Origin of the sequence: Paenibacillus sp. FSL R7-277, assembly GCF_000517965.1 — a bacterium.
Classification (GTDB): Bacteria; Bacillota; Bacilli; order Paenibacillales; family Paenibacillaceae; genus Paenibacillus_AQ; species Paenibacillus_AQ silagei.
The window spans coordinates 1-18,940 of the sequence record NZ_ASPX01000033.1; the positions used below are offsets into that span (position 1 = coordinate 1).

Below are 18,940 nucleotides of genomic sequence, written 5' to 3' on the forward strand. Positions count from 1 at the left end.
TAAAAGCAACCGGCAGGCCCAGCGTCTGCCGGCAGGATTCCTGGATCATCTCCAGCGTCCCCTCCAGATACCGCGCGAAATTCACGCCGAAGGCAGCCCCGGCATTGTGCAGAGGCTGCAGCAGCCACAGGAGATCCCCGTGCCTGTCAAGCACCCAGGCATGCCGGGTCATCTCCGCCAGATGGGAATTCCAGATCAGCCGGGAAGAGGTCAGAAGCTCACGCCGGTCCATGTAAGAGATGCCCTCCGGGTAGGTAAGCCGTCCAAGAACGAGCATGACCGGGGTATCCGCATTAAGGCTGATACCCAGCTTGCTGAAGTCTGCACGTAACGCATCCGTATCCTTACACAAGGCCTGGCTGTCTTGAAGCAGATGGCGGAGATAATCGCCCTGCGCCGCCGTCTCCATGGAATCGCGCTGCTCCCTGGACTGCTCCAGCAGCTCGCTCAGCATATTGCCCTGCTCAATCTCCTGCAGCACCTCCTGCACCGTCTCAATAATCTTGTCGAAGCCCTCCGTCTTCAGCAGATAACGGGCCCCGGGAAGCTGCAGCGCACTATAGGCATAATCGAATTCACTGTAGCCGGTCAGAAAAACAATCCGTGACCGCGGCCAAAACTCCCGGATTTGCTCAGACATCTCCAGCCCGCTCATGCCGGGCATGCGGATATCGGTCAGCACAATATCGATCCGGGTGCGCGAGAGCCACTCCAGGGCCGCTTTGGCCGAATAGACCTTGTAGACATCAAGCTTGTCCGGAAGCAGCTGGTTGAACGCCTCGTATAAGCCGTCTGTTATTATCTCTTCATCATCAACGATCAATAGTCTGTACAAGACCTTCACCTCCCGTCAGCCTAATCCGGATCTCGACCCGGAGGCCGTTTAACATGCTTCTGTCCAGGAACAGGCCGCTGCCTTCCCCGTAGATTAATTGGATACGCCGGTGGATATTGCTCATGCCGGTGACTTCATGCGTTCCGCCGTTCTGATTCAGCCGCCTTCTCAGGGTCTCGATCCGTTCATCGGTCAGCCCACTTCCGTTATCCTCAACAATAATGCGAATCTCCCGTTCCTCCTGTTCAAAAGAAACCCGCAGCTCCCCATCCTCCGCCTGCTTCTCCAGACAATGCTCATAGGCATTCTCGATAATCGGCTGGAGAATCAGACGCGGCACCCGCAGCTCCTCCATGTCTTCCGGCAGCTCATCGAACTGAACCTGAATGCGCCTGGAGAAGCGCATCTTCTGGATCTCCGTATACATCCGGGAATGGCGCGTCTCCTCCGCAAGCCGGACATTATCCTCTCCGTTACGGGTGATGAACCGGAAATATTCGCCCAGCATGCCGGAGAATTCCTCAATCCGGGAGCTGTCCCCCTGCTTCGCCAGAGCGCTGAGAATGAAGAAGCTGTTATAGAGGAAATGCGGATTGATCTGTGACTGGAGCTGCTTCAGCTCCGCCCGCTGCATCATCAGCTTCTGGGTGTAATCCTGGTCAATCAGCATCCGCAGCCGGCTGAGCATCTGGTTGAACCGGAGATACAGATAGCCGAATTCATCCTTGCGGCCATGGTCAATCTGAATATCCAGCGAGCCGCTCTCCATCCGTTTGAAGCTGCGGATCAGCACAAGCAGCGGCTTCTGGACGAACTTATAGGTCGCGTAGGAATAGATCAGCACCGCCAGGAAGGACGCCGCCGCGAACAGCCAGGCCCAGACCACGAACTTGGTCAGCGGCCGCTTGACCGCCTTCTCAGGCAAATAGGTGGCCACAGCCATCCCCAGCTTGTCCGAGGTGAAGCTGTCAATATGATACCGGATTCCTTCCAGCTCCCAGTTGTACAGATTCCCCTCATCGATTGCCTGGTGATAGCTCTCAATCAGCTCCGGGGAGCTGTTCTCTGTACCGAGTGCATAATCCGTCAGCCGCGAGACCAGCAGCGAGCCGCTCTCCTCGTAGGCGCTAATCGCCCGGAGCGAATCCTTCAGCTTCTCGTTGTCCAGCTCAATCTGCACGATGAAGAGCGGAGGCTCATTCCTCCTGCCGCTGGATTGGGTAACGCTTAGCTCCAGGAAGTTGTTCCAGTTGATCAGCCGGCCTTCTTTTCTGAGATCGACGGACCGGAAGAAATTGAACTTGCTGCTGTCAAAATCATCGATGCCGTTCATCGCGGACAGCGTTTTATTAATGGTACGGATATGAACGAACACATCGCCGATGTAGGCGCTGCTGTTCTTCAGGGAGGTGAGCCGCTGCGTGATGTAGTTCAGGCTCTCCCGCTTTTGAACATCGTCCATGTAATTCCAGGTCACGGCAATCTTGTTCAGCTCGGTATCCTGGGCAAGATCATACTGCTGGATCTCCATCCACTCCACCTCGCGGTTCAGGTCCTCCAGATAATAGGTTAACTGCGACAGGGTCGCTCTGGACAGGTCCTGACTTGCATTCCTGTAGCTCCAGTTGTAGAGGTAGAGTCCCAGCAGCAGAATCGGCAGAATAATAGCAAGATAAGTGACAACCATCCGGATAAAAATCGTGTGGCGCATCGACACCGCAGGAAACTTAAGCATGTGTACCGCCTCCACTCGTCTGCTCAGGTCCGGTCATTTGCTGCTCCCGCCCTTCTCTGCGTACCAGTCGTTGACCTCAGCCGTAATCTGCTCGCCGCCCAGCTTGTTCCACTGTGCCACGAAATTATCGAACTCGCTGAGCGGTCTGCCCTGAATGATATCAAGAAAGGCATCAATCTGAAGATTATTTAGAATATTCTGCTTCTCGATCATCGTCTCTGTAGGTGCGCCGACGAAGCTCTCATAGAGCAGCTGAGATTTACGTTCATACCCGTCCAAGATGGAAAAAGCACCCGAAGGCCCGTACGTCCGCTCCCAGCCCCAGCCTGTCTCGCTGTCCGCACCTCCTGCCTCGTAAGCGGCAATCCGCTTCTGGATCGTCTTCGCTTCATCCTGAAGCACGGAGGCATCGCCGGTGCGCCGGAAGGTCTCCAGCTCCCGGAAGGCCTCCAGGTTCTTCTGCACCGGAAACGGCGTCACCGGCGACAGCTTCCACACTGCCTGCGGAGCGTTATAGTACCGCTCCACCTCACTCGTAGCCCCCCAATTCTTCTCCAGATGCAGGTTAATCAGCTTAATCAGCGCCTCCGGATGCTGGACGCCTTGCTTGACCGCCAGGAACTGGTTGGTGCTGAACGGAAGCGGCACCTTCGGCGCGGCACCCGACTCCGAGACCAGCGGGAAGGCTTGCCACTCAGCCTGCGGATTATGCTCACGGCTGGACTGCACGAGGAAGGAGCCCCACTGCTCCCCATACATCATTCCAACCTGCTCATGCTCAATCCAGTCGCTGGCCTTGACCCCGTCCTTGAAGGCGAATTCCCTGTCAATCTGTCCTGTCCGGTACAATTCCTGAAGCACCTGCAGGGCATGCTTGACCTCCGGCTGGATCCCTCCATAGACCAGCTTGCCGGTCTTGTCCTTAATCCAGATTCCGGGATACGCACCATAACCGGCCATGAACCCGGTAAGTCCCATGACCGGGTCCCACAGATATTTGGTGACCGCAAGGCCATAGGTATCATGCTTGCCGTTACCGTCAGGATCTTGCTGCGTAAACGCTTTCGAAATAGCCAGCACCTCTGCCATCGTCTGCGGGGGCTGCAGGCCGAGACGCTCCAGCCAGTCCGTGCGAATCCACAGGAACATCGCGCCCTCAATGGACGAATTGGTCTCCGGGATCGCCATAAGCTTGCCGTCAAGGGTAACCGTCTCGAACGGACCCGTTCCTTCCTCGCTCAGCACCTTGCGGGTTAACGGGGTTGCATACTGGTCATAGACTTCGCTCAGGTCCTGGATCAGCCCTGCATTGCTCAGCACCCTGAGCTGCGAAGCATTCACCCGCACAATATCGGGGATATCCCCGGAGGCCAGAGATACCCCCAGCTTGCGGGAGTAGATGGAGCTCCACTCCGTCCAATCATAGGTGACCCTAATGCCGAGCACCTCTTCATACAGCTCGGTCCAGCGGTTATGCTCCAGCGACTCTCCCGGCAATTCCTTCAGTATTTCTTCCAGCGCATCGTTGTTCTCACGTACGAACGACAGCTGGATGGGCGGATCATATTTGCTTAGACCCGGCTCTTCATATAACGAAGCGCTCCCCGGCTGTCCCTCAGGAACCGGAGAACGCTCCGCAAGGTTATTGCTTCTCTCACAAGCGGTTAACAGTTGTACGGCCATGCATGCAGCGACAGTCCAGGCCATTGTATTCTTGATTGTTTTGGGCACCAGTTGCAACCTCACTTTGCAAGATTATTTATTACCGGAATATTATATTATCCCGGCAAAAATAATGAAATTGTAAGGTGCATTTCTTGTTTGGCTTACCCGTTCTTTACCAATCAAGTGGAAACGGCTTTGCCGTCCTTTTTAAGGACGGTACCGTTTCAGCGGAAAATAGAAGGATAAGTTATCGTGTGCAACATATAAATTCTTATATTTTTAAAAATCTGTGACCGCCTGGAAGGCCGGTTTGGGCTGATGCTGCCTGTCGAACAGCATCGGCGCCTCGGTCCGCTCAGTCGGGAACGTGCTCAGCCAGGTATGATCATCCGCAATGCCCCAGAACATGACCCCGCTTAACAGCTCCTTCCTGTCTCTTAGAGCAGCGAATAGCTCGCCGTACCGCGCAGCCTGCCGCTGCAGGATATCATCAGGAACTACAGGGCCGACATCGCTGAGATCGTTATAGACATACAGGCTCATATCCAGCTCGGTGATCTGATTATCAAGGCCGAGGGCATGGAACTTCTCCATGGACTCGATAATACTCTCCACCGAAGGATAATCCAGATTAATATGGGTCTGGTGGCCAACCCCGTCAATCGGCACCCCCTTCGCCAGCATGTCCTTCACCAGCTCGTAGAGCCGGTCCCGCTTCTCGGGATTATCTGTGCCGTAATCATTAATATACAGCTTAAGCTCCGGCCCTCCAGCCTTGCGGGCCGCCCGGAAGGCTGTCTCGATGAATTCGGTGCCGGTAATCTTATACCAGTCGCTGGCCCGCATGCCATCCGGGTCTCCAGGCTCAATCACCTCATTCACTACATCCCAGGAGGAGATGTCGTCCTTGTAACGGCTGACAACAGCGGTAATGTAGCTGTCTAGCCGCTTCAGCAGCAGCTTCTTGTTCGCTTCGCGCCCTGCTGCATCGGTCTCATCCGCCATTGCTTGACCGGCTTCGTCCCGGAAGAACCATTCCGGTGTCTGGCTGTGCCACACCAGGGTGTGGAAGCGCAGCCCCATGCCGTTCGCCTTCGCGAAGGCGACGATCCGGTCGGCCCGTTCCCAGGTGAAGGTGCCCTCAGCCGGTGCAATTGCATCCGGCTTCATGGCATTCTCGGCCACGAGCCAGTTCACATGCCGCTTCAGCAGCTCGGCTGCGGGACCCTCCAATTGGTCCGGTTCCACTGCAGCTCCTATAGGAAAGTAATCCGCATAGGCTGCCGCCAGCGGCGGAGCCTCCTGCTGCACCGGAGCTTCTGCCGCAGCTTCAGGCGAAGCTGCAAGGGCAGCGGCCGGAGTCCCGGCGGGCGAGGCCGCCGGGGATGACGCTACATTCCCTGGCGGGGATGCAGCAGGAGCCGCATCCCCGCCAGGAGCGGAGCAGCCGGATAACCCTAGAAGCGCGGCTGCGAAGACTATACTCCGGGCCAATCTGGCCGGAGTGCTTGTTCTGTTATTTTGGCGCACAGTCATCCTCCTTCTACGGTTAACCCACAATCCCGGTACGCTCAATACTCTCCACAAAATACCGCTGCACGAACAGGTAGATAATGATCAGCGGCAGAATCGCCAGCAGAATCCCTGTATCCTGGACCATGCTGAGGTAGAACGGATCAGCCTTGGAATTGGCGCCGTCCTCCAGCAGAATCGCCAGATTATACGGCAACGAGCCGAGCTGGGTCGCCATCACCTTGCTGGATGTCAGATAAGTCGTGGTGAAGAAGCTGTCGTTCCATTGCCACACAAACGAGAAGAGCAGTACCGTAACAATGGACGGTATCGCGTTAGGCAGCATAATCCGGTAGAAGGTCTTGCCTACCCCGGCCCCGTCGATATAAGCCGCTTCCTCCACCTCTTTGGGAATCCCCCGGAAGAACTGCCGGAAGATGAAAATGTACAGCCCCGCCTTCAGCGAATTCGCCGTAGCAGAGGTTAGAATAAACGGCCAGTAGGTGTTGAGCAGATTCACCGATTTGCCGCCGGTTAAGAGCGGAATCAGCCCCATCAGGCTGAAATCCTTCAAATTCAGGTAGACCGGAATCAGAATCGTGATCGGCGGAACCAGGATCGTCAATATGACCCCGGCGAACAGCAGCTGGCTCCCTTTGAACTTCAGCCGGGCGAAGCCATACCCTGCAAGCGCGCAGGAGATGGCGGTCAAGATTGTAGTCAGCGCCGACAGGGTGAAGGTATTCAGCAAGGCCTGCCAGTAATCCATAATTCCAATCGCTTTGACGAAATTGTCGAGCGTGTAATTCTCGGGAAGCCAGACGACAATCGGTGAATACAGATCGCTCTTGGCCTTGAAGGCCGTGGATATCTTCTGGAGTACCGGATAGAGGATCACGAACGACAGGCCTGCAATGAGCGTCAGCCGCACGAAGGACCATATCCATTTCTTCCAGCGTTCGAGCGACAGTAAGCGGGTCGCATGCATTAGTCCCATCCTCCCTTTAATCATAGTAGAAGACCTTCTTCGAGATCAGATAGCTGCTGACGGCCAGAATTAAGGCCACTGCGGCGAAATACAGCCAGGCCATCGCAGAGCTTAGACCGAAGTTGAACTGGGTGAAGCCGGTCTCCCGGATCAGGTCCGTCATGGCGTTATTCGAGAAGGAATCGATAATCGTATAGATGGAATTCACCAGAATGAGCGGGCTGACCATGGGAAAAGTGATTTTCCAGAAGGCCTCATAGCCGGTTGCCCCTTCCATCTTGGACGCCTCATACAGCTGCGGCGAGATGGTCTGGATACCTGCCAGGAAAATCAGAATCTGTACGCCGGACTGGCTTACAATACTATAGATGCGGCTCACGGCGCTGGTCAGATAGTTCACTACCCATTCGCTTAAGCCCGCATCCAGCATCAGCCCCTCCAGCTCGAAGGTGCCCAGTCCCTGAATCGCTCCCGCTCCGGCATTCTGATCGTTGACCGCCTGAATCAGGCTGGTGCTCTCCAGGCTCAGAATGACCCCGGAGGCCAGAATAACGGGCAGGAAGAAAATCGAACGGGCCAGCGATCTGCCGATGAACTTCTGATTCAGCAGCACCGCCAGGAACAGGCTGAAGATGACGATCAGCGGCACATTGATGACCATATTCATAATGGCATCGGCCAGCGAGCGGTTGAATTCGGTATTCACCGTCAGCGCTTCGACATAATTCTGGAAGCCGCTGAAATGAACAATCAGTCCGTCGGAATTAGCCTGCACCGAGCTTAAGCTGTAGCGCAGCGAAGACAACAACGGAATCAGGAAGAAGAAGATGAACCCCAGCAGCCAGGGCAGCACATAGAAGAAGCCCATTAATGCCTTTTGCTCTTTGTAGGATCTGCGGTCCAGTCTAAGTATGGATTTCAAGATTGCTCACCACCCGTAATATAGCTTTCGGCTTCAACCGTCCGGCCTTCGGCAAGGACTGCTGTCTTATTGTAGTTGACGATGACAGACATCCCGTTACCGTAAGTGCTTTTATAGACACCGTCTGCCAGCTTCTCATGACCCGTCAGCCGCTGATTCTGAACGTTCTTCATCACTCCGTTCACTTCAGTGTACATATCGGCTGCCTGGTTGATCCACTGCTCGTAATTGACCGCATACAGGTTATCGAAGTCGGTATCCTTCACCTTGTAATTAGGCGCATACATCCATTCATAATAGATACCGGAGCCGTACTCCAGACTCTTCAGGATATACTGCCTTGGATTCGTGAACGTGGACAGGTTAAAAGGCTTGCCGGTGTAATTCACATATCCCCGCACCACCATCGGATAGAACGGAATCTCCTCATCCTCCAGCTTGAACCGGCTGCTGGACACCGGAGCATCCGTAATGTCAGAGAGATACGGGAGGGCGTAGGCATTCCCGCCGTCCGCGAGAATGCGCAGGGACTGTCCGGTGATCTTCTCCAGTGATTGGACCGATATCTGCTCGGACGCAGACCGGTCAATTTCTTGATTTTTACGGAAATCGCTGTTCAATTGATCGGCCATATCCCTGAGTGAGATGCCCCCGGTCTGAAACGGCGCAATCTCCTTCAGCGTGGCATCGACATATCCGCCGACCCTGCTTGGCGAAATAATGTAGGCAGGCGTGAAGGAACGGTCCCGCCGGTTCAAGGCCATATTGTACGGATAGACAGCTGCCGGAATCTCACTGAGCATCCGGGAAGCCTTCTGATTAATACGGAAGCCGGAGGTCTGGTTCGCCCGAAGCAGAGCCACGTCAGGGAAGAGCTGAATATCTTGCTCCTTAGCGTATGCTGCCAGCCGGTTCAATCCCTTGCTGCCGCCGACCGCCTGATCCACAGACAGCCGGTCCGGCACCTTGTGATCCAGGCCCCGGTTGAACCAGCCGGCATATTTCAGCTTGATATGATCAATGCCGCGCTGCTTCATCTGCTCCAAAATGCTCTGGGCCTCTTCGAAGGTGGTCAATGCCTCCAGCGATTGATACGGAATGCCGAGGACATGCTTGGTCTTCGTGATTCCGCCCACCAGCTCCAGATAGAACGGCGTATTCACAGGAGCTTCTGCGGAAGCGGCCGGCTGTGCCTCAGGCAGTCCGCCATGCTCCGCCAGATAGCTCTGGTAATAACGCGCCATGCCCGGATAGGAAGCTTCCTCTCCGCTCAGGAACGCATAACGGACAACGTAATCTGTCTTGGGCGGCTCCTGCTGGAATTTCGGCAGGGTGCGGTTCTGATCGCTTGACGTCAGGGTAAGATCTCCCTTGGCAATCAGGGTGAAGCTCGGATACACATAGTTGTATCCATTCAATCTGCCGCTGGTATCCGCGTTGATGGTAGCCAAGGACGCGCCTTGTTCAATAATGCCCAGCATGGCGCCTTCCTCCCGGATCAAGCCGAACACCGGCAGCTTGACCTCCTGCTGCTGTGCATAGGCATCTGTGGTCTCCATCGTCCCATCCACACCATATACCGCCTGCTTATATGCGGGATAACGGATCTTGCCGTTATTGAAATGAATCAGCGCTCCTGAGCCGTCCGGCACCAGGATGGAACCCGAATCCTTGCTCCCTCCGGCACCCAGGAAGCTCAGCAGGGAGATGTCATTCACCGGATAATCCGCAGGATAGCGGATATCCGCTGCCGGAACCTTGACGACCAGCTGATCCCCGTCCAGGGCGTATTCAATGGCGAGCTGGAAAATACGCGGCGCAGGCTTGGTCTGGCTGAGTTTGTTCTCGGCGATGTCCTGCTGCAGATCTTCCTCTGTGTACCCCGCCTTCTCGAAGCCCTTCAGGGTCCGCTCCAGCTGAAGCCCCTTCAGCGCTTCATCGTTTCGCGTATATACCCCGTTCTCCTCATCGAAGGTGTAGGCAATTTTCATCGTCCGCTGCCCGGTCTTATCCATCTTGCTCATGATCTTCTCCTCGAACCGCTCCTTGCCCATCTTCATCGGCAGATCCTCCGCCGTTGCGGCGGTCGTTCCGAACTGGTAGAAGACCTTGACGCCCTCCGGCGTTAGTTCCATCTTCATTTGCTTATGGGCTACGCTGTCTGTATATGAATTGACAGAGCTGACTTGACCCAGGTTGTTATAGAAATCCAGCTTGAGCTGCGCGGACAGCAGGTCTTTATTATCCCCGCTGGCCTTGGCATCCGCTTCACGGTCCAGCGGGTTGCTGTACCAGACCGTACCGTCCGACAGATTCTTGACGGCAATCCCTCCGGTAGCTTCATCCATGAACAGCCGGAGCTGCGCGTTCTCGAGCACCCCTGTCATGCCGCTCACCCCACTATCGGTGAAGGCAGATTTCAGCGCGCTCCCTTCCGTAAAGGACACTTCAAGATTCGGTTCATGCCCGCTGGCCTGGCTGCCTGAGCTTGACGCCGAACAGCCGGCCAGCACACTCATACTGAAGAGAATCGAGAGCAGCATGATTAACGGCTTCCTCATTCCCGGTCCTCCTCCTATCTCCTCAAGACAATTTCTTGGTATATGGTCGAGACGAATGCAATCATCTGCTGAACCAGACTGAAGAACAGCAGGGTCAGGAAAGCCATGAAGGCCATAGCGAGCAGCGTCAGCAGAATCGTCCCGATCGTTTTGGACGGGGAGAACTGATGAACGGTCATAATGCCCACATACAGCAGCAGTCCCGACCAGAGAATGGCAAAGTTTTTGAAAAAGTAATAAAAAGAGCTCTCCTGGGCCGAGATGAAATTGCTGATCCAGATCCATGGGAAATTAATCAGGACAATCGGAACTAGGGCGAAGCAGGTGGTAATAAAAATCTCCGTGAACTTCCCCTCCCCGTCCATCAGCGTAGTCAGCGACCAGTTTGCCACACACCAGAACAGAACAGGAACCAGCACATAGACCGCTTCCAGCAGGCTGTTCAGATACCGGGGATTATTCATATTGACCAGGAACCCGCTGTATTGATTGCCCAGAACATTCGTCAGAATCAGCATAAACAGAATACCGAAGGAGATGATCAGACTGGTTTTTTGACTGCGTTCATATTTGAGGTCCCAGTATCCGTTGAACGGATGAACCATCACATACAGCGGATGTTGCAGCGCTTCTCTGTTCAATGGAGCTCCACCTTCTTTCTGGCCTTCATTTTCCGGTACATTCTCAGGCCCAGCCATAGGGCCACCAGCGCGATCAGAGCCGTCATAATGGTGGAGAAATGTCCGCGAAGCACTTCCTTACGGTAGAGCAGGAACGCTTTGGAATAGTTGGTCCGGTCCATGCTGCGCTCGAAATACTCCGCCGACTCCTTGTACTCGCCCTGCCGCAGATAAGCCTTGCCTATGCCCGCATAGGCATACTCCATATTCGCATTCAGGTTGACGACCTTGCGGAACTCCTGGGAAGCCATCTCCTCATCACCGTTATAGTAGCTGCGCACAGCACTGTTCAGCGTTCTTCCATACTCTGTGGTCTGGAATACCGTGATTTCACCCAGCGCCTGATCCAGCACCAGAATATCGTCACCGCTGTGCTCAATGGCAACCGGGGTGTTGAATTCGCCCAGACGGTTACCAATTCCGCCGAAAATGTACAGCAGATAGCCGTCCCCGTTGTACGTGAACACCCGGCCCCGGCTGGCATCCAGCACCGCATATATTTCACTGTCGCTCACATCAATATCCACGAGCCGCGGGGCACCCCCTGAGCGCGTGGAGTAGAGCAGATCACCGCTGGGCTTGTAATAGCCCTCTCTCCGCAGAATATCCGCCCCCTGCGCGTTCAGCTTCTTGATCGGGTCCCCGTAATCGTCACCGTTGGTAGCGTACAGAAAGCCTTCATCATTAATATCCAGATTGGTGAATTCGGTAGGCGTATACATCACCATCTGCTCACGCTGCGCCTTGGTGGAGATCGATTTCCAGAAATACTCCACCGCATCGACATGCACCCGGTTCGCGCCAATGAACGATTTGAACACACCATCCGCCCCGAATTCCATGAATCCGTCGAAGACGCCGGCCGACATCACATAGATGCGGTCCGCTTTGTCTACAGCAACACGGACAGGCTGAAATTCAAAGTTCGCCTGCAATAGCTCGGACTTCGGGGCTTCAATGATCCCCACGGCCTTGAAGTCGCTGTCGAGATGGACGATACGCTTATTGCCCGTATCCGCAACATAAATCTCCTTCTGCTGCGTCACATAGATGCCCTGCGGATTGTTGAACTTCTCCGCCTTCCCCTTGAACTGGAACGCGTCTACCGTCTTGACGGATTTGTAATCCTGATCCAGAATCACAAACCGGTTATTGCCGCTATCCAGAACATAGATCTGCTTATCCGCCGTAACCTGGATATCCTGCGGATTGTTGAATGGGCCCGCACCGGAGCTGGCACCCGTGATGAGCGTAGTAGCCTCGTAGGCGGACGGAGCCGCCACCGCATTCCCCCAGTATGAATAATTGTAGGAAGGGGCTGCGCTCTCTGCCAGGGCCAGCTCTCCGCCAAGCCCCAGACTGACCAGGCAGCACAAGGCCAGCAGACCGGTTCTCAGTTTCTTTATCCTTGCGACCATTGTCACCGTTCCTCCTCTCTACTCTTTCATACCGGATGTGGCCATCGTCTGGATGACACTGCTCTGTGAAATAATGAACAACAGAATCGGCACGGTCATCAGCAGCAGAGCGACGGCCGCTCCGACCCCGGCACGCGCAATCCCGCCCTGGATGACCTGGCTGAGCGCGTAGTGAAGTGTCTTCAGGTTCTCACTGTAGATGAAGCTTCCTCCATCTGTGCCCCACAGCGCCGGAAATTGCAGGATCATCAGCGTCAGCCAGGCCGGCTTCACATTCGGCATTACGATTTGCCAGAACACGCGGTACTCGTTCGCACCGTCGATTTTGGCTGCCTCAATCAGTGCATCCGGGATCTGCTCCATGAACTGCTTCATCAGGAACAAACCTAGTGAAAAGGCCAGTGACGGTACGATAATCGCCGCCTGGGTATTGATCCACCCCAGCTGCGACATGACCAGATAGTTCGGTATTGCCGTAACATGCGGCGAGAACATCAGGGACAGCACTACAATCTTGAACAGAATGCTGGAGCCCGGGAATTTGAACTTGGCCAGCGGATACGCCGCTGCCGACGCCAGCAGGATATGTCCTGCGGTCCCTACCAGGGTGATCAGCAGAGTATTCGCAATGTATCTGGTGAACGGCACCCAGGAATTGCCCATGATCACCATCAGATCGGTAAAGTTCTCCAGCGTCGGGTTCCGCACCAGGAATCTCGGCGGGAAGATGAACAGCTCATCCAGCGGCTTGAAGGCATTGTTCACCGTGTAGATCAGCGGAAGAACCATGAACGCGCCGAAGCCCAGCAGCAGGCCGAAGAGCATAAAGCTGACAGCAAAGGAACGGTTCAGTCTTTTTTGAGGGCGAAGGGCCCCTATCACTCTTGAATACAGGGTCATTCACCCACCTTTCGAAGCAGCTTCTGGGTCATCATGTTGGTTCCGAGCATAATTGCAAAGAGAATAGTGGCAATCGCAGAGGCATAGCCCATCTCAAAGCGCAGTGTCCCGTAATCCATCAGATGCGTGACCACCGTATGTCCCGCATAGTTAACACTCGGGAAGCCCGCCAGCGCAATAGAGACTTCGGCCACCGCGAAGGAGGCGGTAATCTGCATGACCGCGCCGAACATCAGCTGCGGGCGCATGGACGGCAGGGTAATGAACCACAGCTCCTGCCAGCGGTTCCTGATCCCATCCATCGCCCCCGCCTCGAACAGCGTCTGGTCCACGGTCTGAAGTCCGGCGATGAACGCCAGGAAGCTTGTGCCGAGACTCAGCCAGAGCTGCACAATGATGATAATGGGGAGAATGTACTTCTCATTCTGCAGCCATATAATCGGCTCCAGCAGCACCCCGATCTTCATCAGGAAGCCGTTAAGATAACCATAGCTGTCCCCCGAGAAGACAATCAGCCAGATGAAGAACACATTGCCCGAGATCGAAGGCGCATAGAAGACCAGCGTCATCAGCGACCGGACAAAGGGCGACAGCTCATTAATCAGCCAGGCGAACAGGAAGCATGCGATATAGCTTAACGGGCCTGTGATCACAGCGAACAGAAAGGTGTTCTTCAGCGCGATCATGAACACATCATCGCCCAGCAGCAGCCTGGAATAGTTCTCCCAGCCGATGAATCTCGGCGTCTCCAGCATATTGAAGTAGAAGAAGCTCAGCCCGAAGGAGACGACCACCGGGATCACCGTGAACAGGAAGAAGATGATCATATAGGGACTCATCATGAAATAATAATGCTTGCTCTTCTTGATATCTCTCCATAATTGCGCCAGGCGGGATTCCTTGACCGGACCGCCAGCCAGCCCTGGCAAGGCTGGTTCAGTGGTATTGTGTATTTGTACCATCAGCTTACAGCCTCCAACCTAATACGGAAGTTTGAATTCCTTCCGTTTGATCTGAATTTCATCGTTAATGTAGATCAGATAATCCGACAGGGCTTCACGCGGATTCACATTCCCGTTGACCACCTTGCGGAACGCATTGTCCAGATGCCGGCCTGTGAAGTAGCCGCCCGGAACCTGAGGGTTACCCTTCACCCATTGCCACTGGCTCTCCAGTTCCTTGTAATCCTTCACCGGCCACGGCAGCTCCTCCAGCGCTTCAATGTTCGCGGTCGGATAACGTGCCGCCGCTCCCATCAGTCCTTCCATTTCCCGGCCGTACTGGACCTGGGTGTCCTTGTCTGTCCACCACTTCATGAATTCCCAGGACGACTCCTTGTCCTTGGCATTCTCCAGCAGCATGACACCGGTTGTATGGCTGGCCACGCTATGGTCCACCGTGCCGTCCGCCTGCTTCGTTCCCGGCACCACCGTGAATTCCCACAAATTGCGGATTTCCGGCGCCATTACTGTCAGGCTGTTATAGATCGTATAATCGGCAATCCCGATCGGGATCTCGCCTGTACGGAAACGGTTCGGAAAGTCCACCTTCACCGGGAACTTGTAATTGGTATAGAACTGGGTCCACTTGTTAAATTCACTCATGGAGGTCTCCGAGTTCAGCGCGCTTCGCTTCTGGTCGTCCGTGTAGAGCTGCCCGCCGTTCTGGTAGAGCAGCATGGTGAAGGCCGCATTGGGCACCAGCGTCGCGTTGTTCAGTGTATCCTCCAGGGGAAGATAGAACTCCAGATTATGTCTCTGCAGCACAGAGACGACATTGTAGACTTCCTCCCACGTAGTAGGGGGCTCCAGGCCAAGCTCCTGCAGAATATCCTTCCGGTAAAAGAGCATCGGGAAGATCTGCTGCTCAGGCAGCCCGTAGACGCTTCCATTGTACTTATAAGGCGTAAGGGCGCTGTCGCGGAAGCGGTCAGCCACTTCTTTGAAATCGGCGAACTGGGACAGATCGGCCGATGCTTTGCGCATCGCATAGTTCACTGGAAGATCCTCGCCGATCTGCATGGCTACGTCCGGCCCTTCGCCCGCCAGGGTTGCCGGCAGCAGAATGTTCGGAGGCACCAGCCTCAGTGCCACGGAGATGCCCGAATCCGGCGTGAAGGTATCGTCAATCATGCTCTTCATCACTTGAGCCTGATCCCGGCCGGTCGAAATCCAGACCGTAATCGCCTTCTGGTTCTTCGTCACGTTACCGATACTGTCATAGTCTTCGGTATACGAGGCGCCATACGCTCTCAGCTCATGTTTCAGCTTCTGGAAGAAGGTCGCCTGCGCAGACGGAAGCGGCTTATCCGGCGCCGAGACCACCAGTGAATCCAGTGTCAGCGGCTGTTCCCGCACGCTAAGAATCCAGGTCCCCAGTCCGCCGACATTCGTCTTGAAGGAGACCAGCCGTTTGGCTACCGTGTCCGGATGCTTAGCCATATCCTCCAGCTGGGTAACCATCGAGTACAGCACGGATACCTTGTCGCTGCGTTCCCCGGTGGCCTGCTCCAGGTATTCGCCGACACCGCGGATAATCTCCGCCTGCTCCCGGAATACCTTGGTCATCTCCGGTATCCGCTTCTCCAGCTGATAGTCGCGGAACTTATCCGGGTTGTTGGAGGTAATCGCCAGAATATTGCGGTACATTTCATTCAAGGTCAGGACACTGGACTGGACGGTACGGACCAGCGGCGCGATATCGCCCAGGGTCACGGTCAGTCTCAGCTTGTGCGTCCCTTGTGTAAGATGGAACAGATAAGGCTCTTCCCCGCCGAGTACATTCATCTGCCAGCCGGGAGAGTAATTGAAGCGGATCTGCTTCATCTCGGTGAACGGATATTCACCATCAATAGTCAGGCTGCGGTTGGCATAGACGCCCCGGAGCTGATTCTGCTTCTCCTTGAGCGCTATCCGGTACAGACCTTCTTCAGGGACATCAATCTCCCATTCGATCCATTGCCCCGGAAGCTTCCAGTTGACCCCGCCGATGGTGTTAATCCTTAAATTTGAGACGGCATAAGGAACCACTGCCGGGCTGGAGCGGTCGGATAACGGGTATAAGGTAGGCGAGGATTTGGCGGATGCCGCTTCGGCCTGGACCTCGATATAAGGCTCTTGTACCGGCTGAAGGCCCTTAGTCTCATACTCCTGCTTAGCCTCTGCATAGGAGCGCACTGTCCGGTCCTGGAACAGCTCAATATAATCAATGGCCATCGGCTCACGGAGTGCGGTCAGCGACAGGGTCTGGTTTCCCTGCTCCAGATAGAAGGCATACGGCTCCTCATAGAAGCCTTCACTGTCCGCAATGACCGTGGACTGCCACACCGGCTGCTCCACCTGTCTGGGGCGCAGATCGTTGCCTCGGTCATCCTGCTTAATGACCTCCTCACGGTTCCCCCAGACCCGGTCGAAGAGCAAGGTATCCGCTCCCTTGAACGGCACCTCCCGGTTGATGGATAAGGAACGTTCAATGGACGAGCTTTTGCCTTCCACCGGATAATAATGAACCCGGATGTTGTACAGCCCGGATTCCGGAACCGGCACCTCCCAGGAGATGGTTCCCGATTCCTGGGTAATGACTGCTGCTCCGTCAAGCCCCTCGAATTGCTGCTTCACCTCAAAGACATCTCCGCTGCCGGGGGAATAGCTCTCCCCTTCGATGCGGATCTCCCGGTCAGGGCGCGGGGCATCCCCGTGTTGCTTCAGATAGGCTTCATAGCTGCCTTCTTCAGCATCCTGCGCGGCTGCCGTGAACTTGCCTACTGCGGGAGAGTCGGAATGCACAGGCTGCCCCGAGGAATTAAATATCCAGATCGTCCCGGCCAGCAGGACAACAACCAATATAATCGCTATGTTCCTGATTCGAATATTCAACGTACTCCTCCCCTTAAGCGATGGATCATAAGTTTATATAGATCGAACCAAGAAAAATCCCACTTAAAGGGTTAGTCGTGACTGCAGAGCAGGTTTGACTTTCGGCCGCTGTTAGGTTTGTATTTCCTGATTTAAACTGCTGTTCGCAGTAGAAATACAAACCTAAAGGCGAACGCTATCGCTCCTACAGTTCAAACCTCTCTTCCGCCACTTCACCCGAAGTGTATATTTCAAGTTCCAGCTCTATAATTGCCGCAAGAATGGGAACAACAGTCCGCGGGGGACTGTTGTTCCATGCGGATATCCGTTTATTTTTTGTAGACCGCGTCTACAGAAGCCTGAACCTTCGCCTTGTACTTCTGAATGACAGTAGATGCCGAGGTTCCCTTCTTGAGTTCGTCAATCATCTCGTAGTAAGGCATGGTTGAGAAGGTATTATGGTTCGTGAGCAGCATGCCACCTTCGACCAGCTTGGCATTGTTGATATCATCCTCGTTGTCATACGTGCTCTCCAGGGAAGCCTGCTTCGGATAATCGTAGATGGACTCGATATCGTTGATCTTCTCCCAGATATACAGCAGCTGATCCGGATTCTCGGCCTTCTTCGGGATGGTCAGGAACTGGACATTGGATTCCACACTGTGGTATTCGGTAGCATTAGGTCCTTTTGGAAAAGGAACAAAGCCGATATCATAATCCTTCATATCCGTCTTGAAGCCGTTCGCCTCATAATCTGCTCCTGCATACATCAGCGTGTTCCCCTGACGGAAGAACTGCGCCGGTTCCTGCCAGTCCCCGCCTTCTGTCGGCCGCGCTACCTTCTCGGCACCCAGCTTGGCGATGAACTTGAAGACCTCCAGCAGCTTGGGATCATCGAGATTCTGTTTATCGTCAACGGTCAGATCGGTCTCGTTGGAGGCCAGCGCCATTTCCAGGAACCCGCCTGAGGCCAAGCCCCAAACATCAAGTTTCCCGTTGTTATCTGTATCCTTGTTCGCTTCTTTGGCGACTTGGGTGAAGGTCTCCCAGTTCCAGTTATCCTCGTTCACATATTCCTGGAGCGGCTTCATGCCCAGCTTCTTCATCAGGGTGCGGTTATAGAATACTCCGCTGATCAGGTTGCCCGCATTCTCCGAGAAGCCATAGCCCCGGCCCTCATATTGCGAGAATTCTGTAGTCATACGCTGATTGAAGGCATTCTCATTCTTGGTGTACTCGTCAACCGGCCAGAACATATCCTGCTTCGTCAGCACCGGAATCATATAGCCCTTGCCCATTCTGACAATATCGCCAAGCGGTTCACCGGCGACCAGTGAAGCCACAACCTTCTTCTGGTATTCACCGAAGTCCAGCGCGACATATTCAACCTTGAAATTATGCTTGGCCATCAATTCCTTCAGATTCTTCGAGCGCTGGATATTATCAGGATTGTCCTCGGGAATCGTCATATCCCACCAGGACACGATCTTGATCGTTCTGCCGCCCATATCGAAATCTTTTTCCGGTGTAGCATTGCTCGGCTCTGCAGTCGGTGTAGCTTCTGCAGTGGCTTCAGCTGCCGGAGCCTCCGTAGCCGCCGCCGGCTGGGCTGACGCTCCCCCGCCGGCGTTTCCGCCGTTCCCTGCTCCGCCACCGCAAGCCGTCGTTGCAGCTAATAACAACATACTAATGAATACTGACATTACTTTTTTTGCCCGCATGATCTGTCCCCCCAAGTATGAATGACTTACCTCGAAAGTTTAGCGCTTACATTTTCATGCAGCAACCCGTCTAATTTCAGGTGTTCACCTGTCAAATTATAGGTCCGGCCCGCAAGTCCTTATCCACCGGGCAACCGGATTTCGATCAG

At 54.7% G+C, this 18,940-nt stretch carries 13 protein-coding genes; all 13 read right to left on the bottom strand.

Annotated features, from left to right (window positions below; translation table 11 throughout):
- The coding region (locus tag C173_RS11485; RefSeq protein WP_036724906.1) for a response regulator at nt 1-835 on the bottom strand (835 nt) is incomplete at its 3' end.
- Nucleotides 813-2,570, bottom strand: a complete 1,758-nt coding sequence (locus C173_RS11490) for a sensor histidine kinase (RefSeq protein ID WP_036724908.1) — start codon at nt 2,568-2,570, stop codon at nt 813-815. The genes C173_RS11485 and C173_RS11490, both read right to left, overlap by 23 nt.
- Nucleotides 2,571-2,603: 33 nt before the next feature.
- Entirely contained in the window at nt 2,604-4,277 is a 1,674-nt protein-coding gene (locus C173_RS11495; RefSeq protein ID WP_036725098.1) for an extracellular solute-binding protein, read from the bottom strand.
- 237 nt (nt 4,278-4,514) lie between these two features.
- Nucleotides 4,515-5,765 (bottom strand): endo-1,4-beta-xylanase, encoded by a 1,251-nt coding sequence (locus C173_RS11500; RefSeq protein ID WP_036724910.1) that lies wholly within the window; start codon nt 5,763-5,765, stop codon nt 4,515-4,517.
- Nucleotides 5,766-5,784: 19 nt separating this feature from the next.
- Nucleotides 5,785-6,735: a carbohydrate ABC transporter permease gene (locus C173_RS11505; protein WP_036724912.1), complete on the bottom strand. Its 951-nt coding sequence runs from the start codon at nt 6,733-6,735 to the stop codon at nt 5,785-5,787.
- Between the two features lie 16 nt (nt 6,736-6,751).
- Nucleotides 6,752-7,657, bottom strand: a complete 906-nt coding sequence (locus tag C173_RS11510) for a carbohydrate ABC transporter permease (protein WP_036724913.1) — start codon at nt 7,655-7,657, stop codon at nt 6,752-6,754.
- On the bottom strand, nt 7,654-10,218 hold the full coding sequence (locus C173_RS11515) for a DUF5696 domain-containing protein (RefSeq protein WP_036724914.1): 2,565 nt from the start codon (nt 10,216-10,218) through the stop codon (nt 7,654-7,656). The genes C173_RS11510 and C173_RS11515 overlap by 4 nt, the downstream gene beginning before the upstream one ends.
- Before the next feature lie 14 nt (nt 10,219-10,232).
- Nucleotides 10,233-10,859: a YIP1 family protein gene (locus tag C173_RS11520; RefSeq protein WP_036724916.1), complete on the bottom strand. Its 627-nt coding sequence runs from the start codon at nt 10,857-10,859 to the stop codon at nt 10,233-10,235.
- The gene (locus C173_RS11525; RefSeq protein ID WP_036724917.1) at nt 10,856-12,316 is read right to left on the bottom strand and encodes an NHL repeat-containing protein; all 1,461 of its coding nucleotides are present in this window, start codon (nt 12,314-12,316) and stop codon (nt 10,856-10,858) included. The genes C173_RS11520 and C173_RS11525 overlap by 4 nt, the downstream gene beginning before the upstream one ends.
- 18 nt (nt 12,317-12,334) lie before the next feature.
- Nucleotides 12,335-13,216 (bottom strand): carbohydrate ABC transporter permease, encoded by an 882-nt coding sequence (locus C173_RS11530; protein ID WP_036724919.1) that lies wholly within the window; start codon nt 13,214-13,216, stop codon nt 12,335-12,337.
- Nucleotides 13,213-14,178, bottom strand: a complete 966-nt coding sequence (locus C173_RS11535) for a carbohydrate ABC transporter permease (protein WP_051477978.1) — start codon at nt 14,176-14,178, stop codon at nt 13,213-13,215. The genes C173_RS11530 and C173_RS11535 overlap by 4 nt, the downstream gene beginning before the upstream one ends.
- A gap of 18 nt (nt 14,179-14,196) precedes the next feature.
- Nucleotides 14,197-17,091, bottom strand: a complete 2,895-nt coding sequence (locus C173_RS11540) for an extracellular solute-binding protein (RefSeq protein WP_036724920.1) — start codon at nt 17,089-17,091, stop codon at nt 14,197-14,199.
- Nucleotides 17,092-17,399: 308 nt separating this feature from the next.
- Entirely contained in the window at nt 17,400-18,791 is a 1,392-nt protein-coding gene (locus C173_RS11545) for an ABC transporter substrate-binding protein (RefSeq protein ID WP_036724922.1), read from the bottom strand.
- Between the last annotated feature and the right edge of the window lie 149 nt (nt 18,792-18,940).

Excerpts from the sequence above, each read along its gene's own strand:
- C173_RS11490 (WP_036724908.1), bottom strand. The coding sequence starts at position 2,570 with ATGCTTAAGTTTCCTGCGGTGTCGATGCGCCACACGATTTTTATCCGG.
- C173_RS11495 (WP_036725098.1), bottom strand. The coding sequence starts at position 4,277 with ATGGCCTGGACTGTCGCTGCATGCATGGCCGTACAACTGTTAACCGCT.
- C173_RS11505 (WP_036724912.1), bottom strand. The coding sequence starts at position 6,735 with ATGCATGCGACCCGCTTACTGTCGCTCGAACGCTGGAAGAAATGGATA.
- C173_RS11515 (WP_036724914.1), bottom strand. The coding sequence starts at position 10,218 with ATGAGGAAGCCGTTAATCATGCTGCTCTCGATTCTCTTCAGTATGAGT.
- C173_RS11525 (WP_036724917.1), bottom strand. The coding sequence starts at position 12,316 with ATGGTCGCAAGGATAAAGAAACTGAGAACCGGTCTGCTGGCCTTGTGC.
- C173_RS11530 (WP_036724919.1), bottom strand. The coding sequence starts at position 13,216 with ATGACCCTGTATTCAAGAGTGATAGGGGCCCTTCGCCCTCAAAAAAGA.
- C173_RS11535 (WP_051477978.1), bottom strand. The coding sequence starts at position 14,178 with ATGGTACAAATACACAATACCACTGAACCAGCCTTGCCAGGGCTGGCT.
- C173_RS11545 (WP_036724922.1), bottom strand. The coding sequence starts at position 18,791 with ATGCGGGCAAAAAAAGTAATGTCAGTATTCATTAGTATGTTGTTATTA.